Source organism: Fibrella aestuarina BUZ 2, from assembly GCF_000331105.1.
Lineage (GTDB): Bacteria > Bacteroidota > Bacteroidia > Cytophagales > Spirosomataceae > Fibrella > Fibrella aestuarina.
Genome location: NC_020054.1, coordinates 5,411,264 through 5,429,247 on the forward strand (window position 1 = coordinate 5,411,264; position 17,984 = coordinate 5,429,247).

14 protein-coding genes are annotated in these 17,984 nt (G+C 57.9%); all 14 read right to left on the bottom strand.

What is annotated here, in order from left to right; genetic code table 11:
* Positions 1–21: 21 nt before the first annotated feature.
* The 14 genes from FAES_RS30465 to FAES_RS29275 all read right to left on the bottom strand — a co-directional run bounded on the left by FAES_RS30465 (position 22) and on the right by FAES_RS29275 (position 17,691).
* Positions 22–180: a hypothetical protein gene (locus FAES_RS30465; RefSeq protein ID WP_158408804.1), complete on the bottom strand. Its 159-nt coding sequence runs from the start codon at positions 178–180 to the stop codon at positions 22–24.
* A 647-nt stretch (positions 181–827) separates the two neighbouring features.
* The gene (locus tag FAES_RS22420; protein WP_041258295.1) at positions 828–4,112 is read right to left on the bottom strand and encodes a hypothetical protein; all 3,285 of its coding nucleotides are present in this window, start codon (positions 4,110–4,112) and stop codon (positions 828–830) included.
* 101 nt (positions 4,113–4,213) lie between these two features.
* Positions 4,214–5,320, bottom strand: coding sequence for an NAD(P)/FAD-dependent oxidoreductase (locus FAES_RS22425; RefSeq protein ID WP_015333474.1), 1,107 nt, complete (start codon positions 5,318–5,320; stop codon positions 4,214–4,216).
* Positions 5,317–6,048 (bottom strand): (d)CMP kinase, encoded by a 732-nt coding sequence (cmk, locus tag FAES_RS22430; RefSeq protein WP_015333475.1) that lies wholly within the window; start codon positions 6,046–6,048, stop codon positions 5,317–5,319. Before cmk ends, FAES_RS22425 begins: the two co-directional genes overlap by 4 nt.
* Before the next feature lie 142 nt (positions 6,049–6,190).
* Complete coding sequence (locus FAES_RS22435; RefSeq protein WP_310589939.1) at positions 6,191–6,739, bottom strand: GNAT family N-acetyltransferase; 549 nt, start codon at positions 6,737–6,739, stop codon at positions 6,191–6,193.
* Positions 6,740–6,869: 130 nt separating this feature from the next.
* Positions 6,870–7,448 (bottom strand): LutC/YkgG family protein, encoded by a 579-nt coding sequence (locus FAES_RS22440; RefSeq protein ID WP_041258296.1) that lies wholly within the window; start codon positions 7,446–7,448, stop codon positions 6,870–6,872.
* A 26-nt stretch (positions 7,449–7,474) separates the two neighbouring features.
* Positions 7,475–8,842: a lactate utilization protein B gene (locus FAES_RS22445; RefSeq protein ID WP_015333478.1), complete on the bottom strand. Its 1,368-nt coding sequence runs from the start codon at positions 8,840–8,842 to the stop codon at positions 7,475–7,477.
* A gap of 72 nt (positions 8,843–8,914) precedes the next feature.
* Complete coding sequence (locus tag FAES_RS22450) at positions 8,915–9,646, bottom strand: (Fe-S)-binding protein (RefSeq protein ID WP_041258297.1); 732 nt, start codon at positions 9,644–9,646, stop codon at positions 8,915–8,917.
* Positions 9,647–9,738: 92 nt separating this feature from the next.
* Complete coding sequence (locus FAES_RS22455; protein WP_015333480.1) at positions 9,739–10,065, bottom strand: L-rhamnose mutarotase; 327 nt, start codon at positions 10,063–10,065, stop codon at positions 9,739–9,741.
* Between the two features lie 146 nt (positions 10,066–10,211).
* A complete protein-coding gene (gene fucP, locus FAES_RS22460) occupies positions 10,212–11,483 on the bottom strand; it encodes an L-fucose:H+ symporter permease (protein WP_015333481.1) in 1,272 nt (423 codons plus the stop codon).
* Positions 11,484–11,582: 99 nt separating this feature from the next.
* The gene (locus FAES_RS22465) at positions 11,583–12,365 is read right to left on the bottom strand and encodes an L-fucose dehydrogenase (RefSeq protein WP_015333482.1); all 783 of its coding nucleotides are present in this window, start codon (positions 12,363–12,365) and stop codon (positions 11,583–11,585) included.
* 79 nt (positions 12,366–12,444) lie between these two features.
* Entirely contained in the window at positions 12,445–13,269 is an 825-nt protein-coding gene (locus FAES_RS22470; protein ID WP_041258298.1) for an amidohydrolase family protein, read from the bottom strand.
* 124 nt (positions 13,270–13,393) lie between these two features.
* Positions 13,394–14,248, bottom strand: a complete 855-nt coding sequence (locus tag FAES_RS22475; protein WP_015333484.1) for a fumarylacetoacetate hydrolase family protein — start codon at positions 14,246–14,248, stop codon at positions 13,394–13,396.
* Between the two features lie 152 nt (positions 14,249–14,400).
* The gene (locus tag FAES_RS29275; RefSeq protein ID WP_015333485.1) at positions 14,401–17,691 is read right to left on the bottom strand and encodes a PQQ-dependent sugar dehydrogenase; all 3,291 of its coding nucleotides are present in this window, start codon (positions 17,689–17,691) and stop codon (positions 14,401–14,403) included.
* Positions 17,692–17,984 lie beyond the last annotated feature (293 nt).

A 17,984-nucleotide genomic window follows, 5' to 3' on the forward strand; every position in this document is an offset into this window, starting at 1 on the left:
TATCCATTGAGAGAAACCGTATTAGAAAGCGAATGGTATGGGCAAGCGGCAAATGATCGTAGCGAAGAGGAAGAGGGTGTGATTCGGAATCCGGCGGGCCGGGAGGCTCTCCGCTGGGTGGCCTGTATCGACCTGAACCAGCGGCCGTTTGCGGATACGCGCCAAGAGCGTTCTGAACATGGCCTGCTACGCACTGAGCTTTAGCTGCTCTTCCAGAAAACAAGCCAGTCAGCAGCCACACGACCTGCTTCAGAAAGCGCAGTAGTGCCCGGCTAGCTTGCCGTATTGGTAAAACCATCGTTGATGGCTTCCACTCGTTCATGGTAATTGCCTTCTGGAGGCGACTCGTAGGTATAGGATTCAAGTTCATCTGCTACCAAGTTGGAGGCGTTCAACACGTATCAGGTACCAGTTGGGTGGCAGGTTACTTTGTGACCTAGCATATATGAACTGGTCACGGATAAACAGCACCGGGCGGTCTACTGGCTTTAATACACGTTGTAAGTATCTAAAACTATGCCAAAGCCCTGTATGCCACTTTGTTTCGGGTAACCATCAAGGCAACGGAGCAGCAATGAGCCTGTTACTGAGTATAAAAGATTAGTGATGGTACTTATATCATATCTAAATACTGCGTATAAATCACCTGTTTTATCGACTATAAGCGGTTTTTTAGCCAAAAGAAAACTATGCCAACTCAAGGTTACAACTGGTGTATTACACGATATCGATTAGTAGGTATGCGCCATAAAAAAACCCCGGACAAACCTGTCCGGGGTGAGTATCAAGCTATCAGCAGCATACCTGATGCTTACAAAAACACCATGTTAAAAGTCATACCCTAGCGTCAAGTAGAAGATAGGCGGATTCGTTACGCGGTTCTCGATCCCCCAGGCGTAATCGGCTTTGACATAATAGCCAAACAGCATCGTACGGGCACCAACCCCATAACCAATCAGGAACGGATTCTTGAAATTCGTGACGGTGTAGTGGAAAGGCGGCCGGTTTTCTTCGACCGTATTCAAGCTGTTGTTGCGGCTGAACGGCCCTTCGGTACCCGTCCAGGCAGCGCCAATATCCGAGAAGCCAACGATCTGGAAGTTCCGCAGGAAATTCGACGTGATGTTACCCCGGTATAGGTAGCGAATCAAGGGGAAGCGCAATTCGGCGTTGAAGAGCAGGTGGCTGTTCCCGATGAGTTTGCCCTGACGGAAGCCACGCAGCGGCGCAACGAAATCCATAAAGAACAGATCCTGTATGTTCTGGTTCTGATCCAGCAGCAGGGGATTACGGGCACCCGGCTCCCGTTGCGATTGCGCCTGACCAATCCAGTTCTCCATACCACCCAGCGCGCTTTGCTTCGGGCTGGCGCCCCCCGATTGCCCGTACGATAAACGCATGGCCAGGATCAAATCGCGGTGCAGGCGCTGGTAACGCCGGATATCCGCCGAAATCCGGTTAAACGATAAACTGTTGCCTTGCAGGCTACCGTAATTTTCGTAGCGGAATTTCATGCGCGTGCCTTCGATCATGTTCATGCCGTTGATCTTGGTGTTATCGAATACCACCTCGGCCCGTGCCCCGGCGTAGTCGCGTACCAGATCAGGCTCACCCAGTGCCGATAGGTCGATGCGGCGCGTCACGGCGTAAAACGGCGATACCGAGAACCGCGTATTGACCGACACCGGATACGACGCCGTCAGCGACACGCGGTTATACCGGTAACGCTGCCCCTGATCGATGCTGCTGTTGAAGTCGTTGAACAACGTTTGCCGGTCAACGCGAATGCCGTAGTCGATCCGGTGTTTCTGGTTCATGTATTCCAGCCACAGGTCGCTGTTGCGCAGCGATGTGGTAATGAACAGGCCCGCCTTCACGATGTGGTTTTCGAGCAGATCGTTGAGTGCCACCCGCTGAACGTACCCAAAGCCCCGGATGGGGTCGATCCGAAAATCGGAACTGGCATCATTCATCACAAACAGTCCGTTGTACGGGAACGGCCCGCGCACGGTCACGTTTTCGCGGCGGCGGCTCCGGGGCAACGGAGTCGTTAAACCACCCGACGGGTTACCGCTGTTGAATGTCGTGGCGGCCCGCCGTTGCCGAAACTCGGCGGCTTTCAGCACGTCGGGATCAAATTCATAAAAATCGGTATCAACCTCACCCGGAGCCAGCGCCAACCGGTTTTGGGCGGGCGCTACCGTCTGCGCAACGGGCGCCGTGCGGGTAGCCGTATCGCGTCGGGCTATGCCGGTGGAATCTGTTCCGACAGCCGTGGTGGTAACGGCAGTTGGTCTGACGGCCACCGCGCGGCGCAGCCCCATGCTGGTTGCCCGTTGGGTTGTGGGCAGACCACCGCCCGCTTCGGTCAGCTTGGCCCGATAGCCAATGTACTGTTCGCCATCCTGAATGCTGCTGTACACAAATCCACCATTGGCGGGTAGGTAATCGAACAGCCGAATGCTCATCGGCAGGGCCGTAACCGCCGTTTCTGTACCTTCGTCGACCAGGTGCTTGTACAGGTTGCGGATACCACTGGCTTCCGACAGGTAGTAGACCGTATTCTCGGCGCTGGCTACCGGCGAGGTGGCCCGGCCAACGGAGTCGGTCAGCCGGCGAACCGACGTCACGCGGGGCGTTCCCTCAATACTGAACAGACTGAATTGGTCACGGATGTTTTTGTAGCTGCCTTTATCGACGTTCAGCGTATCCTGCTGCCGGTTCGATGAGAACACAATCTGCCGGGTACGTCCCACAAACCGGGGCTGCAGATCATCGTACAAATCGTTGGTCAGTTGCTGGTAATTGTTCCGGTTGATGCTGTACAGAAACAGATCGCTCTGCCCCTTCCGAACGGCACTCATGATGAGGCTACCGCCGTCGGCCGAGGCGTCCATGCTGGTTACCTGCGACAGGCCGTTGATTGCCTGTTTCAGCACCAGTTTCGGGCGTTTTTCCAGGCTGTATATATATAGGTACGGATCGCCTTGTTCTTCCACCAGTACCGCCAGCCGGTTGTCGCGCTGCCAGGCGACCAACGGCGTGTTGGGCCGATAGCTTAATCCGTCGAGCCGGTAGCCACCAGAGAGCAACGACAAACTCTTTTTCGTCTCCGTGTTGACCACCTCTACGTTGTAACGCCCATCCCGAACTGTCGTGTAGGCGATGTACGCCTTATCGAGGCTCAGTTTCAGGCTGTTTAGCTGCACCGGCGCTTTAGTCGTTGAGGTCAGCTTGATCCGGAAATCATCATTGTTGGTCTTGAAAGCGGCAGCAAACGGGCCGGCCTGCCCGGCATAATACTCGCGCCACTCGCGCAGAAACCGATTGTACGGGACACCCAGCGTGCTTTGAATACTACTCTGCTCGTTGCGGATGATGCGCGTCAGGTTCAGGATATTCGAAATATTGTCGCGGCCATACTTCTGCCCCACGTAATTCCAGATCGATTGCCCCACGCGCTCGGCTTCGATGCCGGTCGTTACCGACGGTTTCCGAATCGGGTTATTCACCGAGGCATCGCGCATGTAGTCGTCGAGTTCGGTACTCCAGCCCTCCGACACGTAGGCCGCCATACCGGGCATAAACCAGTCTGGGAGTGTCAACAGCAGGGAGCTTTGGAGGGCATCTTTCAGGCTACCGCCGTAGAGCATGTCGTAGACGAACAGCATGGTCACGTCGCGGATCAGCTCTTTCCGGAAACTCACCTGATCGCCCGTAAACGCCAGCTCGACCCGCGACTTCGAGAGGTCGAGTTCGCGGCGGCTCAGTTCACCCAGCGTTGTTACGCCGATGTTGCTCTGCGCCAATTCCTGCGGCGAGTTGTAGAGAAAAATCTTGATGCGGTTGTAGGGCGTGTACCCCAGCAGTTCGGTGATCCGGTCAAAGTCGGATTCGGCGTACTGCGCCGCGAGGTTGGCGATCTGCTCACCATCCTCATAATAGTAAATTTCGAAGTTCGACGTCCGCACGGTCTGCCACGTGAACGTGCGGTACTGAATCCGGTTTTTGCCGAACTGTTCGAGTGAAGGATAATTCTGGGCGACCGCCGGGATGATCAGGGCCATTCCCAGGGCCAATCCCAGCAACCCGATTCTATAAAACTGACGCATATACCGAGTAGAACGAGAAGAATGTAAGCCAGTTGCTGCTTTCCGGGGGCCGGTTGGCCGAGCCGGAGAAGGCACCACTGACAACTCTTTTTTAAGCTACATTATAACGCTTGAAAACGAGTAATCTGTACGGCCGGCTCAATTTCTTCGCCCACGGTCAGGTGGTTGGCCAGGTTATGGGCCAGATAGGGCGCCAGCGACACCCCTTTGGTACCCATACCCCCAAAAATTCCCACGGCCGGGTATGTCGGATGCCAGCCCACAAACGGCCGTCGGTCTTTGGTTGAAGGCCGGATGCCCGCCTGCTGATCGACCACCCGAAACGGGATTGTCAGTAACTGACGCGCTTTCGTTTCTAAAAACGAGCGGCCTGCCTCGGTTGTTTGCCAGTCGAGGTTATCCCAGGCGTAGGTAGCCCCAATCCGGAGTCGGTAGCGTCCCGATTCGGCCGATAACGGCAGCACAAACACCCCTTGATTGATAATGTTGGTCACTGGGTACGTGTCGACTTCGGCGGTCAGCACCTCCCCTTTCACCAGGCTGTAGGGCAACCAATCAAAGAACGAATTGGCCGCACCGTGGGGACCTTCGCAAAAGATAACGTACCTGAATGCCTGCCCGTTGTACGTAACGCCGTCGGGCCGAATCTGTAGGTCGTTGGCCGACACATCGGCGTGCTGAAAAAGCCCCTGCGCCCCAAGCCAGTCGCGCACAGCGGTGATGAAGCGGGGCAGATCGACCCAGCCCGCTCCGGTCACCTGCAAGCCGCCAAACGGGTTGCTGACGACCGCGCCGTACTGGGCATTATCGGGTTGGATGGTCACGTAGCGGGCCAGGGCGGGGTCGGCCACGGCCCGTTCGTAAGCGGTTTGCTCGGCGGCGTCGCGGTAGGGCCGGTACACGTCCAGCGGCGTGAAAAACGACGTACCTGAACGCCCGCCCGACAACTGTTGGTCAGCAGCCGAATAGAAGTGGTGTAAGTACGGAAAAAGTTGGTCGGCCAGCCAGGTTTTAACCAGCTTCCGGCCCGTAAGCGGGTTCACAATGCCCGCCGCCACGCCCGAGGCCGACGGCACCGAGGCCGACGAAACCACCCGCACCCGAAGCCCCCGTTGCAATAGCGTCAGGGCCAGTACCGACCCGGCGACACCCTGCCCAACGATCAGCACGTCGGCCGCCGGGCGATTGTGCGGGACGTCGGCCATCATGCCTGGCGTGCGGCTGTCTTGTTGGCAGCGAAATGCCCTTTACGATGGAGTTCGGCAATGCGCCGGTCAGCCAGTTCGATCACCCATTCCACCTGCTCGTCGATCATCATAAACGAGGTGTCGAGCAAGACGGCGTCGGCAGCCTGCGAAAGCGGGCTTTCGGCGCGGGTGCTGTCGATATGGTCGCGCTTTTCCAGGTTGCGCACAATGTCGTCGAGGTTGACGAGTTCGCCTTTTTCGAGCAGTTCCACCTGCCGCCGTTTGGCCCGGATAAATGTATCGGCGGTCATGAACACCTTCACTTCGGCGTCGGGGAATACCTTCGTACCGATGTCGCGGCCATCCATCACCACGCCGCGTTTGCGGCCCATGCGTTGCTGCTGTGCCACCATCGCCCGGCGTACTTCCACAATGGTGCTCACTTCGCTCACCATATTGGAAATGTACATTTTCCGAATTTCTTCCTCCACGTTCAGTCCGTTGAGACAGGTTTCATTTCGGCCCGTTTTTTCGTTGAAATTAAACGATACGTGCAGTTTTTCGAGGGCGGCCGCCACCTCCTTCGGGTTGGAGTAGGTGATGTGATTCTGGTGAAAATACAAGCTGACGGCCCGGTACATGGCTCCGGTGTCGATGTAGGCGTAGCCCATCCGGGCAGCTACGGCTTTGGCGGTTGTGCTTTTTCCGCAACTCGAATACCCGTCTATGGCAATGATGATCTTCGACATGAACCCTGTTCCTGAATTTTTCCGCAAAGAAACCACTCACGGGGCGGAATTGGAATTAGTTTGACGACGGGCTTTGCTCACCCGCCCCTACTCACCTGACTTTCAGCCCCTATTAGCAAACGACAAACGGCAAACTAAGTTTTCAACCACGCTGCTTTTGCTGAGCGTCGAATTCTTCCCGCAGAATGGCGTAGATGTGTTCGTCGAGGTATTTGTTATTTTTGATGGCCCCTTGCAGCAACACGGCTTCGTGCCGGAAATGCGCCCGTTCCAGCACTCGCATCGACCCGAGGTTGCCGTCCAGCACACAGGCATAAATGCGATTGACCTGCGAATTGCGGAAGATATATTCCACCATCACGGGCAGCACCTCAGAGATGATGCCGCGCCCCCAGTAGGCCTCCGACAGCCAGTAGCCGATCTCGGCATTGTAGCGGTACAGATCGTCGCGGACGGTGTAACCCACGTTGCCCACGGCCTCACCGTCAATTTCGATGGCCAGGTTGTTGGGGAGTTGCAGGGTCTTGTTGGAACGTACCCACGAGGTGGCATCGCGCACGGTGTACGGGTACGGGAAAAAGTCGCGCACCCAATTCCAGATGTTACGATTGCTGGCGTGGCGCGAGAGAGCCTCCTCATCGCCTTCGCGCCAGGGACGAAGCAGACAAGTATCTAATTGAAAGTAAGTCAACAGGTAGCGAAGTTTAACGAAGGTGGTCTGGTCCGTACTCGCGATAGCCCATGCAGCTCCGATGAGGTGGGTCAAGAACGACTACGAAACGGACAAGATCAAGTTTTTTAACCGCCCCTTCCCGCCATTGTTATCGGAAAATTACCGTCAGGCTTCGCGCACCGTGGGCGCCGATCACGAGCGACTGCTCAATATCGGCCGTTTTGGAGGGCCCCGCAATGAACACCCCGTAGCTCAACCCGGCCCGGTCGATACGGGCGTAGGCCTCGTGCATGGTCTGTACCAACGCCGATCGGTCGAGCAGCAGCACCAGGTGTTGCGTGATGAAAGGCAGCGCCCGGTGCAGCATGTTGGTTTCGGGCACCCAAACAGCCCCGTTTTCAGCCACGCCAAACACGCCTTCCAGCACCGCCAGATCAACGCGGTCTAGCTCGGCCACGGGCGTCTCCTCCCCGATCGGTACGGTAGCGATACCCGCCAACGGCACCGATGCCGCTACGCGCTCCTGATCCGCGTAGGCTGCTCGGATCACGCCCTCGACGGTCTGCGTAGGCTCGAGCACCGTAGAGCGCCCTCCCACAAAAGCCAGCACGTCCTGGAAGCGCGTGAGGGCGTCGGGGAGGCCATCAGTGAACGTGGGTACGTTAGGCAGCTCGGGGCCGTCGAAGCGGTGCTGCCGGATGCGGTCGAGAATGGCTGATTTTGACACGGTGGTGGGCGTCTTTTGGGGGCAGGCTAGTTGGTTTTCTGGGTTTCCATCCACTCCCGAAAGCTCTGCTTGGGCGGGGCGGGCAACTCGCGGGCAATGGCCCAGGGGTTGAGCGAGCCGTTGTGCGTGAGGGCGTGGGGCGTAATCGACAGCATCCGGCGGGCGACTTTACCCAGCCGGGCGTAGAGCTTAGGCCGAGCCAGCACCTGCGCCAGACCACGCATACCGAGGCGTTTGCCCGCGGGCATGGCCCCCTGCTGCCCGATGATCTGCCGCCATTTATACAGCTGAACGTGAATGTCGATTTTGACAGGGCACACGTCGGAGCAGGAGCCGCAGAGGGTGCTGGCAAAGGGCAGCGACGCGTGTTTGCGCACGTCGATATTAGGCGACAGAATAGCGCCGATGGGGCCGGGAATGGTGAAATCGTAGCTGTGTCCACCGCTGCGCCGGTAGACCGGGCAGGTGTTCATGCAGGCCCCGCAGCGGATGCACTTCAGCGACGCCCGGAAATCGGGGCGGCTCAGTTGCGTGGTACGGCCGTTGTCGACCAGCACTAGGTGCAGTTCCTGACCAGGGCGGGGCTTGTGAAAATGGCTGGTGTAGACCGTGCTGGGTTGCCCCGTGGCCGAGCGCGCCAGCAGTCTGATAAATACGCCAAGGTCGCTGAGGCGGGGGATGATCTTTTCGATGCCCATGCTCGCGATGTGCACCGGAGCCAGCGTGACGCCCAGATCGGCGTTGCCTTCGTTGGTACACACCACAAAACCACCCGTTTCGGCAATGGCAAAATTGACACCCGACAGGCCCACTTGAGCCTCCACAAACTTACCTCGCAGGTGTTGCCGGGCGGTTTCGGCCAGAAACTGCGGGTCGGAAGCCCCGGCGGGCGTACCTAGGTGGCGGTGGAAGATGTCGCCTACATCCTCTTTTTTAAGGTGGATGGCGGGCATCACAATGTGGCTGGGCGGTACGTGTTCAAACTGAATGATGCGCTCACCCAGATCCGTGTCGACCACGTCGATGCCGTTTTGCTCCAGAAACGGGTTGAGGTGGCACTCTTCGGTCAACATCGACTTGCTTTTTACGATGCGCGTGGCCTTGTGCCGGTGCAGGATATCAAGCACGATCTGGTTGTGCTCGGCGGCATCGGCGGCCCAGTGCACCACAATGCCGTTGGCCTGCGCCTGCTGCTCAAACTGCTCCAGGTACGTATCGAGCCGGCTCAGGGTGTGCATCTTGATCTGCGAGGCCATATCGCGCAGTTGCTCCCACTCCGGAATGGCGTAGGTGGCGCGGTCGCGTTTCTGCCGTACAAACCACAGCGCTCCGTCGTGCCAGGTGGTGCGATCAACGTCGGCGGTGAACTTCTCGGCGGCTTTTGGGTGGCTCATGGGTACGTACGTTTGACGTTTTGGGTTTTGCCAAACCTATAAGGTCTCCGAGACCTTATAGGTTTCTAGTGGTTACCCGTTCAGAATCTCGGCGATGTGTAGCACGCGAATGGGTAGGTTTTTCCGCCGCACGATACCTTCTAGGTGCATCAGGCACGAGACATCGCCACCCGTGATGACCTCGGCCCCGTTGCGGACGTGGTCGGCCACGCGGTCCTGCCCCATCCGGGCCGACACCGCCGCTTCCGATACACAGAAGAGGCCACCAAAGCCACAACATTCGTCGTAGCGGTCGAGGTCCACCAGTTCGAGGCCATCCACGCCGGTCAGCAGGCGGCGCATCTGCCCATCCCGAACAGGCGTTAGTTCCGAATCGGTAGCCATGCGGAGGCCGCGCTGACCGTGGCAACTCAGGTGCAGCCCGACCCGGTGCGGAAAATGAGCCTCGATCTGCTCGACCTTCAGCACCTCGGTAATAAACTGCACGAGGTCGTAGGTGCGTTCGCGCACGTGCTGAACCGCGGGGGTCTGGTCGATAATGTCGAAATGCTTGCGGACGTGATAAACACAACTAGCCGACGGGGCCACGACGTAGTCGAAGTCGGCGAAGGTGTTCACGAAATGGTCGTAAACCCCCACCGAGTCGCGCTCGCAGCCCGCATTGGCCATTGGCTGTCCACAGCAGGTTTGCTGGGCCGGGTACGTTACCGACACGCCCAGTTTCTGAAGCAGCTGCAACGAGGCAATACCCACTTGTGGATAAAACTGATCGACGTAGCAGGGAATGAAAAGACCGACGTTCATAAGGTTGGGACTAACTATCACGAAGGTAGGCATCGTGGGCCAAACTAGGTTCCTACAGGCTCCTAACGGCGGCAGTTATGCAATGGCGGCCCTTAGAGCTTGAACACCAGTTTGGCAGGCACCCACTTCTGGCCAGGGGCGGCGGTAGGCAGGGCGTCCTGATAGCCCCACATGAGCTTTTCCCACTCCTGCACACGTGGGTTGGCGGCATCCATCTGTCCTTTCCGTTCGAGCGAAAAGGTTTCGTCGCCTTCGATAATCAGAAACAACCGGTTTTCGACGCGGTAAATCTCCATATCAACGATACCCGCGTCGCGCAGGCTTTGCAGGATATCGGGCCAGACGGCTTCGTGATAGCGTTCGTATTCGGCAATCAGATCCGGGTCGTTTTTCAGGTCAAGAGCAAGACAGTGGCGCATGGGGAGGGCGAGTTTGGTGTTTTCAGTTTAGAGTTTACGAGTGTCTAGTTTGGCGTTTTCTGTCTTCAGTTTGGAGTTGGCTTGCGCCAGAGTAAAGCTTGCGTCAGCCAGCTCTAAGCTGAAGACTGGAAACGCCAAACGCTCAATTATCCTTCTACACTCGTTTTGTGCCCTCGCCAGCCGTACCAGGCGACGACGAGGAAGCAGAGCATCGGCACGGAATAGGCGACCTGAATGTTGCTTTGGTCGGAGATCCAGCCCATCAGCAGGGGGAAGAAAGCACCACCGGCAATAGCCATCACCAGCAGTGAGGCGCCCAGTTCGCGGTCGTCGGTAAGGCGATTGATGCCCAGCGCGAAGATGGTCGGGAACATGATCGACTCGAAGAAGGGCACGGCAAAAACGGCCCAGACAGCCAGGTCGGATTTAGCCGTGACGGCTACCGCCAGCAGTAGTAAACTGATAAGCGAATAGATGGCCAGCAGTCGACCGGCGGGTACGTAGCGCGTCAGGAACGTACCCACGAACCGGCCAATCAGGAAACCCAGCAGCGCGTAGCTGAGCCACTCCGCTGCCTGCCGCTCAGGTACGTTGCTGGTGAATTTGGCAAACCGAATAAAGAAACTGGTCACGCAGACCTGCGCGCCGACGTAGAAAAACTGGGCGATAATGCCCCCTGTCAGTTGCGGATGTTGCAGGGCTGTCCGTAGCGACGACACCCGCTCCCCGACCGCCGAGCGCACGTCGGGCAGTTTGGTGAGGGCAACCAGTGCCAGCACCAGCAGCACCACGATCGCGATAACGAGATACGGCATCTTGACCGAATTGGCCTCGAATTGCAGGTAGGCATCCAGCGCAGCAGGCGACATGGCGGCTAGTTCGTCGGGCGAGTGCTCGATACCGCTCAGAATCAGCTTGCCACCCAGTAACGGAGCCAGGAAGGCACCCAGCCCATTGAATGACTGGCTAAGGTTAAGCCGGGTAGTGGCCGACTCCGGGGGGCCGAGCAACGTGACGTAGGGGTTAGCCGCCGTTTCCAGAAACGCGCAGCCCGACGCGATAATGAACAGCGCGCCCAGAAACAGGGCATACAGGCGGGTACTGGCGGCCGGCCAGAACAGCAGGGCACCTAGCGCATACAGGCTGAGGCCTACCAGAATTCCCTGTTTGTAGCCAAACCGTTTCATGACCATCCCCGCCGGAATGGCCATCAGGAAATAGGCCAGATACACCGACGAATCGATCATGGCCGATTGCAGATCGGTGAGCTGACAGGCTTTTTTGAGGTGCGGAATCAGGATGGGCTCCAGATTGTGCACAAACGCCCACAGGAAAAACAGGCTGGTTACAAGCGCAAACGCCATTGTGTAGCGCTGGGCCGGTGCCGCCGTTGCTGAGGCAGGAGTTGGGGAGGTCATAGGGAGACGGAGTTGAAAGGCGATGAGCGATAGCTGATGAACGATGCGTGGAGTGGCATGCCGATCTGTCGGTACCGCTCATCAGCTATCGTTCATCACTTAAGAAATAGCGCGGTCCAGGTGGGTATAGCCCCCATCGACGTGAATGAGCTGACCGGTAGTGTGGCTCGAGCGGTCAGAAAGCAGAAACGCCACCATGTTGGCAATTTCTTCGGTGGTGGTCATGCGGTGTTCGAGCGGGATTTTGGCCGTAATCTTCGCCAGCGTTTCGTCTGGGTTTGGCAGCGTTTTGATCCATTTGGCATACAGCGGCGTCCACGACTCGGCCACCACCAGGCAGTTGACCCGGATGCTGTAGGGCAGCAGTTCGACGGCCCATTCGCGGGTCAGGGCATTACGCCCGCCGTTGGCCGCTGCGTAGGCTGAGGTGTTACCCTGCCCCGTTTCGGCCACCTTCGAGCCGATGTTTACGATGCTGCCTTTGCTGGCTTTCAAGGCGGGCAGAGCGTGGTGGGCCATCAGGTAATAATGCACCAGATTCTTGTGCAACGACGCGATAAACGACTCGTAATCACCATTTTCCAGACTTACTCCGTCATTGACGCCAGCATTATTGACCAGCCCGTCGATGCGCCCAAACTGCGCCAGGGTGTCGGCCACGGCCCGGCGGCAGTCGTCGGGTTGCGTCAGTTCGGCCACGATGCCCACGGCCCGGCCGCCCGCTTCTTCGATCTGCGCCACGGCTGCCTGGTTGTCGGCTTCGGCCCGGCCCACGATGACGACAACGGCCCCTTCGGCGGCCAAAACCCGGCTGATGCCTTCGCCAATGCCTTTGGCACCGCCCGTTACAATGATGACTTTATCCTGTAGGTTCAGATTCATGGTTATAGGGAGAATGGAACGCGGATGACAGCCTGTTAGCCGATTCCCGGAATGCTGTTATCCGTGTTCCGTCAGTGAGTTATAATCTATAAAACGCCGTGGCATTCTGGCCAAATACCTTTGCCCGGACCTCGTCGCCCCAGGGCTGCACATAGTCTTCGACGATGGTTTTCACCTGGGTGTAGTCGGCGGCGGTGAGGCACACAGGCCAATCGGAGCCAAACAGCAGCCGGTCGGGTCCGAAATGGTCGAACACCACGTCGAGATAGGGGAAAAAATCGGCCTTACTCCAGTTGTGCCAGTCGGCCTCGGTGACCATGCCCGACACTTTGCACGACACGTTGGGTTGTTTAGCGATTTCGGCCATCCAGTTCGACCAGCGGTTTATCTCCTTGGTTTTGATGTAGGGTTTGGCCAGATGGTCGATCACGAACGTCACGTCGGGTGCGGCCCGCACCAAGTGCAGCGCCGCTTTCAGCTGCGTCGGGTAGATCAGGATGTCGTAGGTAAAGTCGAACGCCGCCAGTTGTTTGATGCCTTTGATTACCTCGGGCCGCATCAAAAAATCGTCGGGCTCGGCCTGGGCTACGTGCCGGAATCCCTTGATCTCTTCAAACTGCGAATAGCTTTCCAGTTTGTCGTAGAGATTGTCGGCCAGCAAATCGACCCAGCCTACCACGCCCCGAACGATCTCGTAGGCCTGCGCCAGCCCGAGCAGAAAGAGCGTTTCGTCGTCGGATTGGCTGGCCTGCACGGCTACGCAGCCGTCGATGCCATTGGCCCGGAGTACGGGCTCCAGATCGGCCGGCAGAAAATCGCGGCGGATGGTCGCCATTTCGTCGGTAATCCAGCTGTCGCGCTCAGGATTGTAGAGCCAGAAATGTTGGTGTGCGTCGATCATCAAATGAATACTGTATGATGGATAATGAATAACGTACGATGGATAATGTAGGATGAACAGTGACTAGGTGTCCCGACGGAGCGCAGTTTGCATTGTCTATTGTCCATTATCCATTGTACATCATCCATTAGTTATAGGCCACTGCTGTTTGCTGTTGATGACCCAGGCCTTCGATACCAAGCGTAACCACGTCGCCGGGCACCAGATACCGTGGGGGTTTCAGGCCGAGCCCAACGCCGGAGGGTGTTCCCGTCGAGATAACGTCGCCGGGGAGCAGCGTCATAAACTGACTGATGTAGCTCACTAGCGTGGGTACGTCGAAAATCATGTCGTCGGTGTTGGAATCCTGCAACCGCTCGTTGTTCAGGCTGAGCCAGAGGTTCAGGCTATTGGGGTTGGGTACGTCGTCTTTCGTCACTAGATAGGGCCCCAGCGGCGCAAAAGTGTCGCAGCCTTTGCCTTTGTCCCATTGCCCACCGCGTTCCAGTTGAAAGGCCCGTTCGCTGTAGTCGTTGATAACGGCGTAACCGGCAACGTAGTCCAGCGCATCGTCGAGTTCAACATAACTCGCCCGCTTGCCAATGACAACGGCCAGTTCAACCTCCCAATCGGTCTTGACCGAATGCTTCGGAATCACTACGTCGTCGTTGGGTCCGCAAAGCGACGTGGTCGATTTGAAGAACAGAATGGGTTCTGTGGGTGGCGTGGCGCCCGTTTCGGCCGCGTGCTTGGCGTAGTTCAGCCCAACGCAGACAATCTTCGAGGGGCGTTTTACGCACGGCCCGTAGCGCACCTCGTCGGGTACGTTGGGGCACTGATCGGCGTGGCTTTCCAGCCAGTGGGCCAGCCGGGCGGGGCCATCAGTGGCAAAGAACGTCTCATCATAATCGCCACCAAAGTGCGTCACATTCAGGCGGCGCCCATCGGGCAATTCAACGGCGGGATGTTCGTGGCCATCGGGGCCAAAACGAAATAGCTTCATGAGGTTGCTTTACGAAGTATGCGTGACGCAAGCAGGGCGCACGCCAGATTCCTTTAAGAAAGGACTGGAAGGCTACTCTTTACCAACCTTATGGTTAAAAACACGTTGGATCAGGTCTGGCAAAGGCGCTATTCCGTTCGCCCACAGCGAAGTTAGTTTACCCGCCAGTCGACCCAGGCAGCGTCGTCTTCACCGTTGCTAACCCCATTTCCCGGTACGCTGTCGGCATCGGGCGGGCTGTTTGGGCCGGGGCTTCCCACCGACCATACCTGCACCGCATTGCGAAACCAACCCGCTGCATTGGGCGTGATGGTAGCCGTCAGCACGGCCGATCCATCAATCGCCAGACTGCCGATCGTGGCCTGAATAACCGTGTATTGGGCAGTCGATGCGATTGCTGTAAACACGGATGAGGCGGCCAGGCTTGCGCCCCACAGCGTGTCGCGCACAACGACCTGCGCGGCCGACAGGCTACCCGCGTTGGTCACGACGACCGACAACTCAACTGGCTGCCCAACGGCGACGGCGCGGGTCGACAAGGCCAGTTTAAGGCTCAGGTCGACCCGGTTAGCCACAGGCCTCGGCTGGTTGGGAAAGACGGGCGGCAACAGCGTTTGGTTGGGGTTGGGCGATTCCGACACACTCCCACCGGCGTCGGTGGTGCGGAGTTCGGCGATGGTCATATCATCTTCGCCATCACCTGTGCCCGAACCAGGCTGACTGTCTTCATCGAACGCGTCGGAGCTGCTCACCTGCGCCGCCAGCCGGTAGGTTCCGGGTGCCGTTGGCAGCACCGTCAGAGGGAGCGTCTCGGAGGTGCCTGCCAGCACAGCCGCGACTGTCCCTGACAACACCCCGCTTGCCTGCGGAGTCAGGGACGGACTACTTACAAAAGCCAGCCCGGCAGGTAGCCAACTGCTGATAGTTACATTCGTCGCGTCGTCGGGCCCGTCGTTGGCTATAGTCAATTGGGCCGGCACAGGCTCGTTGGCCTTGATGGCGCGTTGATCAAACACCAGTTGAAGCGAGAGATCAGCGCTAGGCGCTAACGAACCAACCACGTCAAACTCCCGCTCCACCGTAAAGGCGGGCCGGTACAGGTCGCTCCCGTGCTGCGCCACCCGCAACCGTACCCGGCCCGCGGTGCCCATGAGCCGGATCGCGCTGCCCTCCATAAAAGCCGGGCCACTCAGCACGTACAGCGAGACGGGCAACCCCGACGTACTCCAGACCAAAGGCCGAAACGGGGCGCTGGTTTTCGCGCGTTTGCGGGGCGCAGGAAATTCGATCGTCTGCTGGCTGCCGGCACAATCCGGGTAGATGTCTTTGTTGACGGTGACCGCCAGCCCACTGGGGTCGGTCACCGTCAGCACAACCCGGTACCAGTACGTTTCCAGCGAGCTGCAATTGCCAAGCGGCGTGAGGGTCACCGTGGGTGATGCCGTCGTGAACGTCCCCCCTTCGTGGGCGTGGTCGTTGTGCATGCTCAACAGTTTCCACTGGTACGTCAGGTCGGTTGTCGCCGACTCAGCATCGGTTACTACAGCCGACAGCGCTACGAGCGTGGGCGACGTGGCGCTGACGACCGACAGGCCATCGAGGCTCGTCGATACAACGGCGGGCGGTGTATTATTGACCGAAATAAGCTGCGTGGCCTGTCCCGTAGCGCCGCCCCCATCGGTCACCGTCAGCGTGGCGGTGTAGCTGCGCGATCCGGTAGCCGTATAGACATGCACCGGCTGGGCCTGCGTGACCACGGATGAGCCATCGCCAAAATTCCAGGCGTAGGTCAGAGCGGTACTTTCCAGATCGCTGGACTCTGTTGCCGAAAAGGTCACCGACAACGGGCTACTGCCATAGGTTGGGGTAGCGGCAATAACGGCCTTAGGCGTCTGATTCCCCGTGAATTCAATCTTAAACGGATCGAGCAGAAACAGGAAAAACGAATACAAGTTGTTGTCGTTGGGGTTGACCATCAAGGAGACCAGCCCATCGAACCCATACCCAAACGGTTCGACGGCCATGGGGTGGTCGTCGGTGTCAAATTCGGCGTAGGCAATCCAGTTGCGGTTGTAGTCGCCAAAGAAATACTTGTTCTGGTAGGCTTCGGGCAGGGTGCCGCCCGTGCGGGTCCAGCCGCCACCGATGATGCAACGTCCGCCCGATGTGACGTTCTGGTAAGGCAAGTGTAGATCGGGTACGGCTTCGGCATGGCCGTGTTCCAGAAAAAACGTTTCGCCGCCAGTACGCCCATACATCAGGTCGGCTTTCGAGAAGTTCCCCAGCGAATCAGCCGGGTCGGGTAGCCAGTTGTAATAGATGTTCTGCGTGGAATCGTTGGGGTTTACAATCTGGTTGGGAGGAATGGTGTAGAACTCCGAGCGGCCATCCGTAAAGCTCAGCCCTTCGAAATAAGGCCAGCCAAAGTTCTGCCCGCCATGTTTCAGAATGTGCAGTTCTTCGAACCGGCTCCAGCCCACATCGGCGATGTAGAGCGAACCGGGGTTGGCATCGGCCGGGTTGGTACTGCCCGTGTTGGGCCGCAGTGAAGCCCGAAACGGATTGCGCAGGCCCCGCGCGAACACCCGCGACCGCGCCGACCGGGGGTGAGCCACCTCGTAATACGGGTTGGAGGGCACCCCGTCGCCCGTGGCCGGGTCAATCCGTAACACCTTGCCATTGTGCGAATCGAGGTACTGGCTGCGGTAGGAGCCGATGTTTTCTTTGAACGTGATGATGCCACTTTGCAGGCCCTGTTGCCAATAGGCGGACCCATACCCAGGGTTCCCGGCGCCCCCTTTATCGGCCCCGCTCAGGCCAGCCCCATCCCCCGTTGTAACGAGCAGGGTGCCATCAGCCCCAAAGACCAGAGCGACACCCGAGTGCGACCCGTCGAGTACCGGAATACCCGTTTGGGCCGATTCGCCAACCAGAACCCTACGGCTATTGGCCTGCACAACCACGTTGTTGGCATTGGTGGCCGTTAGGCTGGCGGGCGTGACGGTATAGCGCGTGATGCGGACAATGGTGGCCCCGCTCGCCGACTGGTTGGGGTCGTACCCCGGTGTGCCCGCGTAGAGCAGGTGGTACCGATCCACCACGTACCCAAGGTAGAGGTGCCCATTCTGCGAAAAATTGGGATCAAGCGTGAGACACAGCAACCCCAGATCCGACTCGGTGGCGACTTCCTCACGAATATCGATTAGGGGGTTGGTCGCCACCGCCCCGTTCATGCTGACCCACACGCGCCCGTTTTTCTCACAGGTGTACATTCGGTTCTGCGGATCGAAATCCATGTCGACGCTTCGGCCGGGTATGCGCGCGCTGACCTGAGTAATGGAGAAACCGGGGGGACCTTGTTGGGCTGACGCAGGTATGGCCTGCGACAATAGCCAGGTCAGGAGCAGGCGAAAAGCCGCTGGTGAAATTAATCGAGAAGACATGATGACGGTGGGATCGAGACGGGCTATTGAGTCATCGATTACAACTCATTCATCATGTTTCGTACCAAAACGTAAGTAACGGCCCGTTTACCGCTCAGTAAACAACCGCACCTTCCAAGCAATATCCAAAAATATCACTGGCTATCAGATACTTACCTCCGCATCCACCTTACAAATACATAAGTAACCATATTTATCATACCGCTTAATAAATGTCGAACGAATTACCCACCATCCAATAACTATCAATTTTCATATGGTAATTACGGGGTAGGATTGTGGACTTTTTCAAT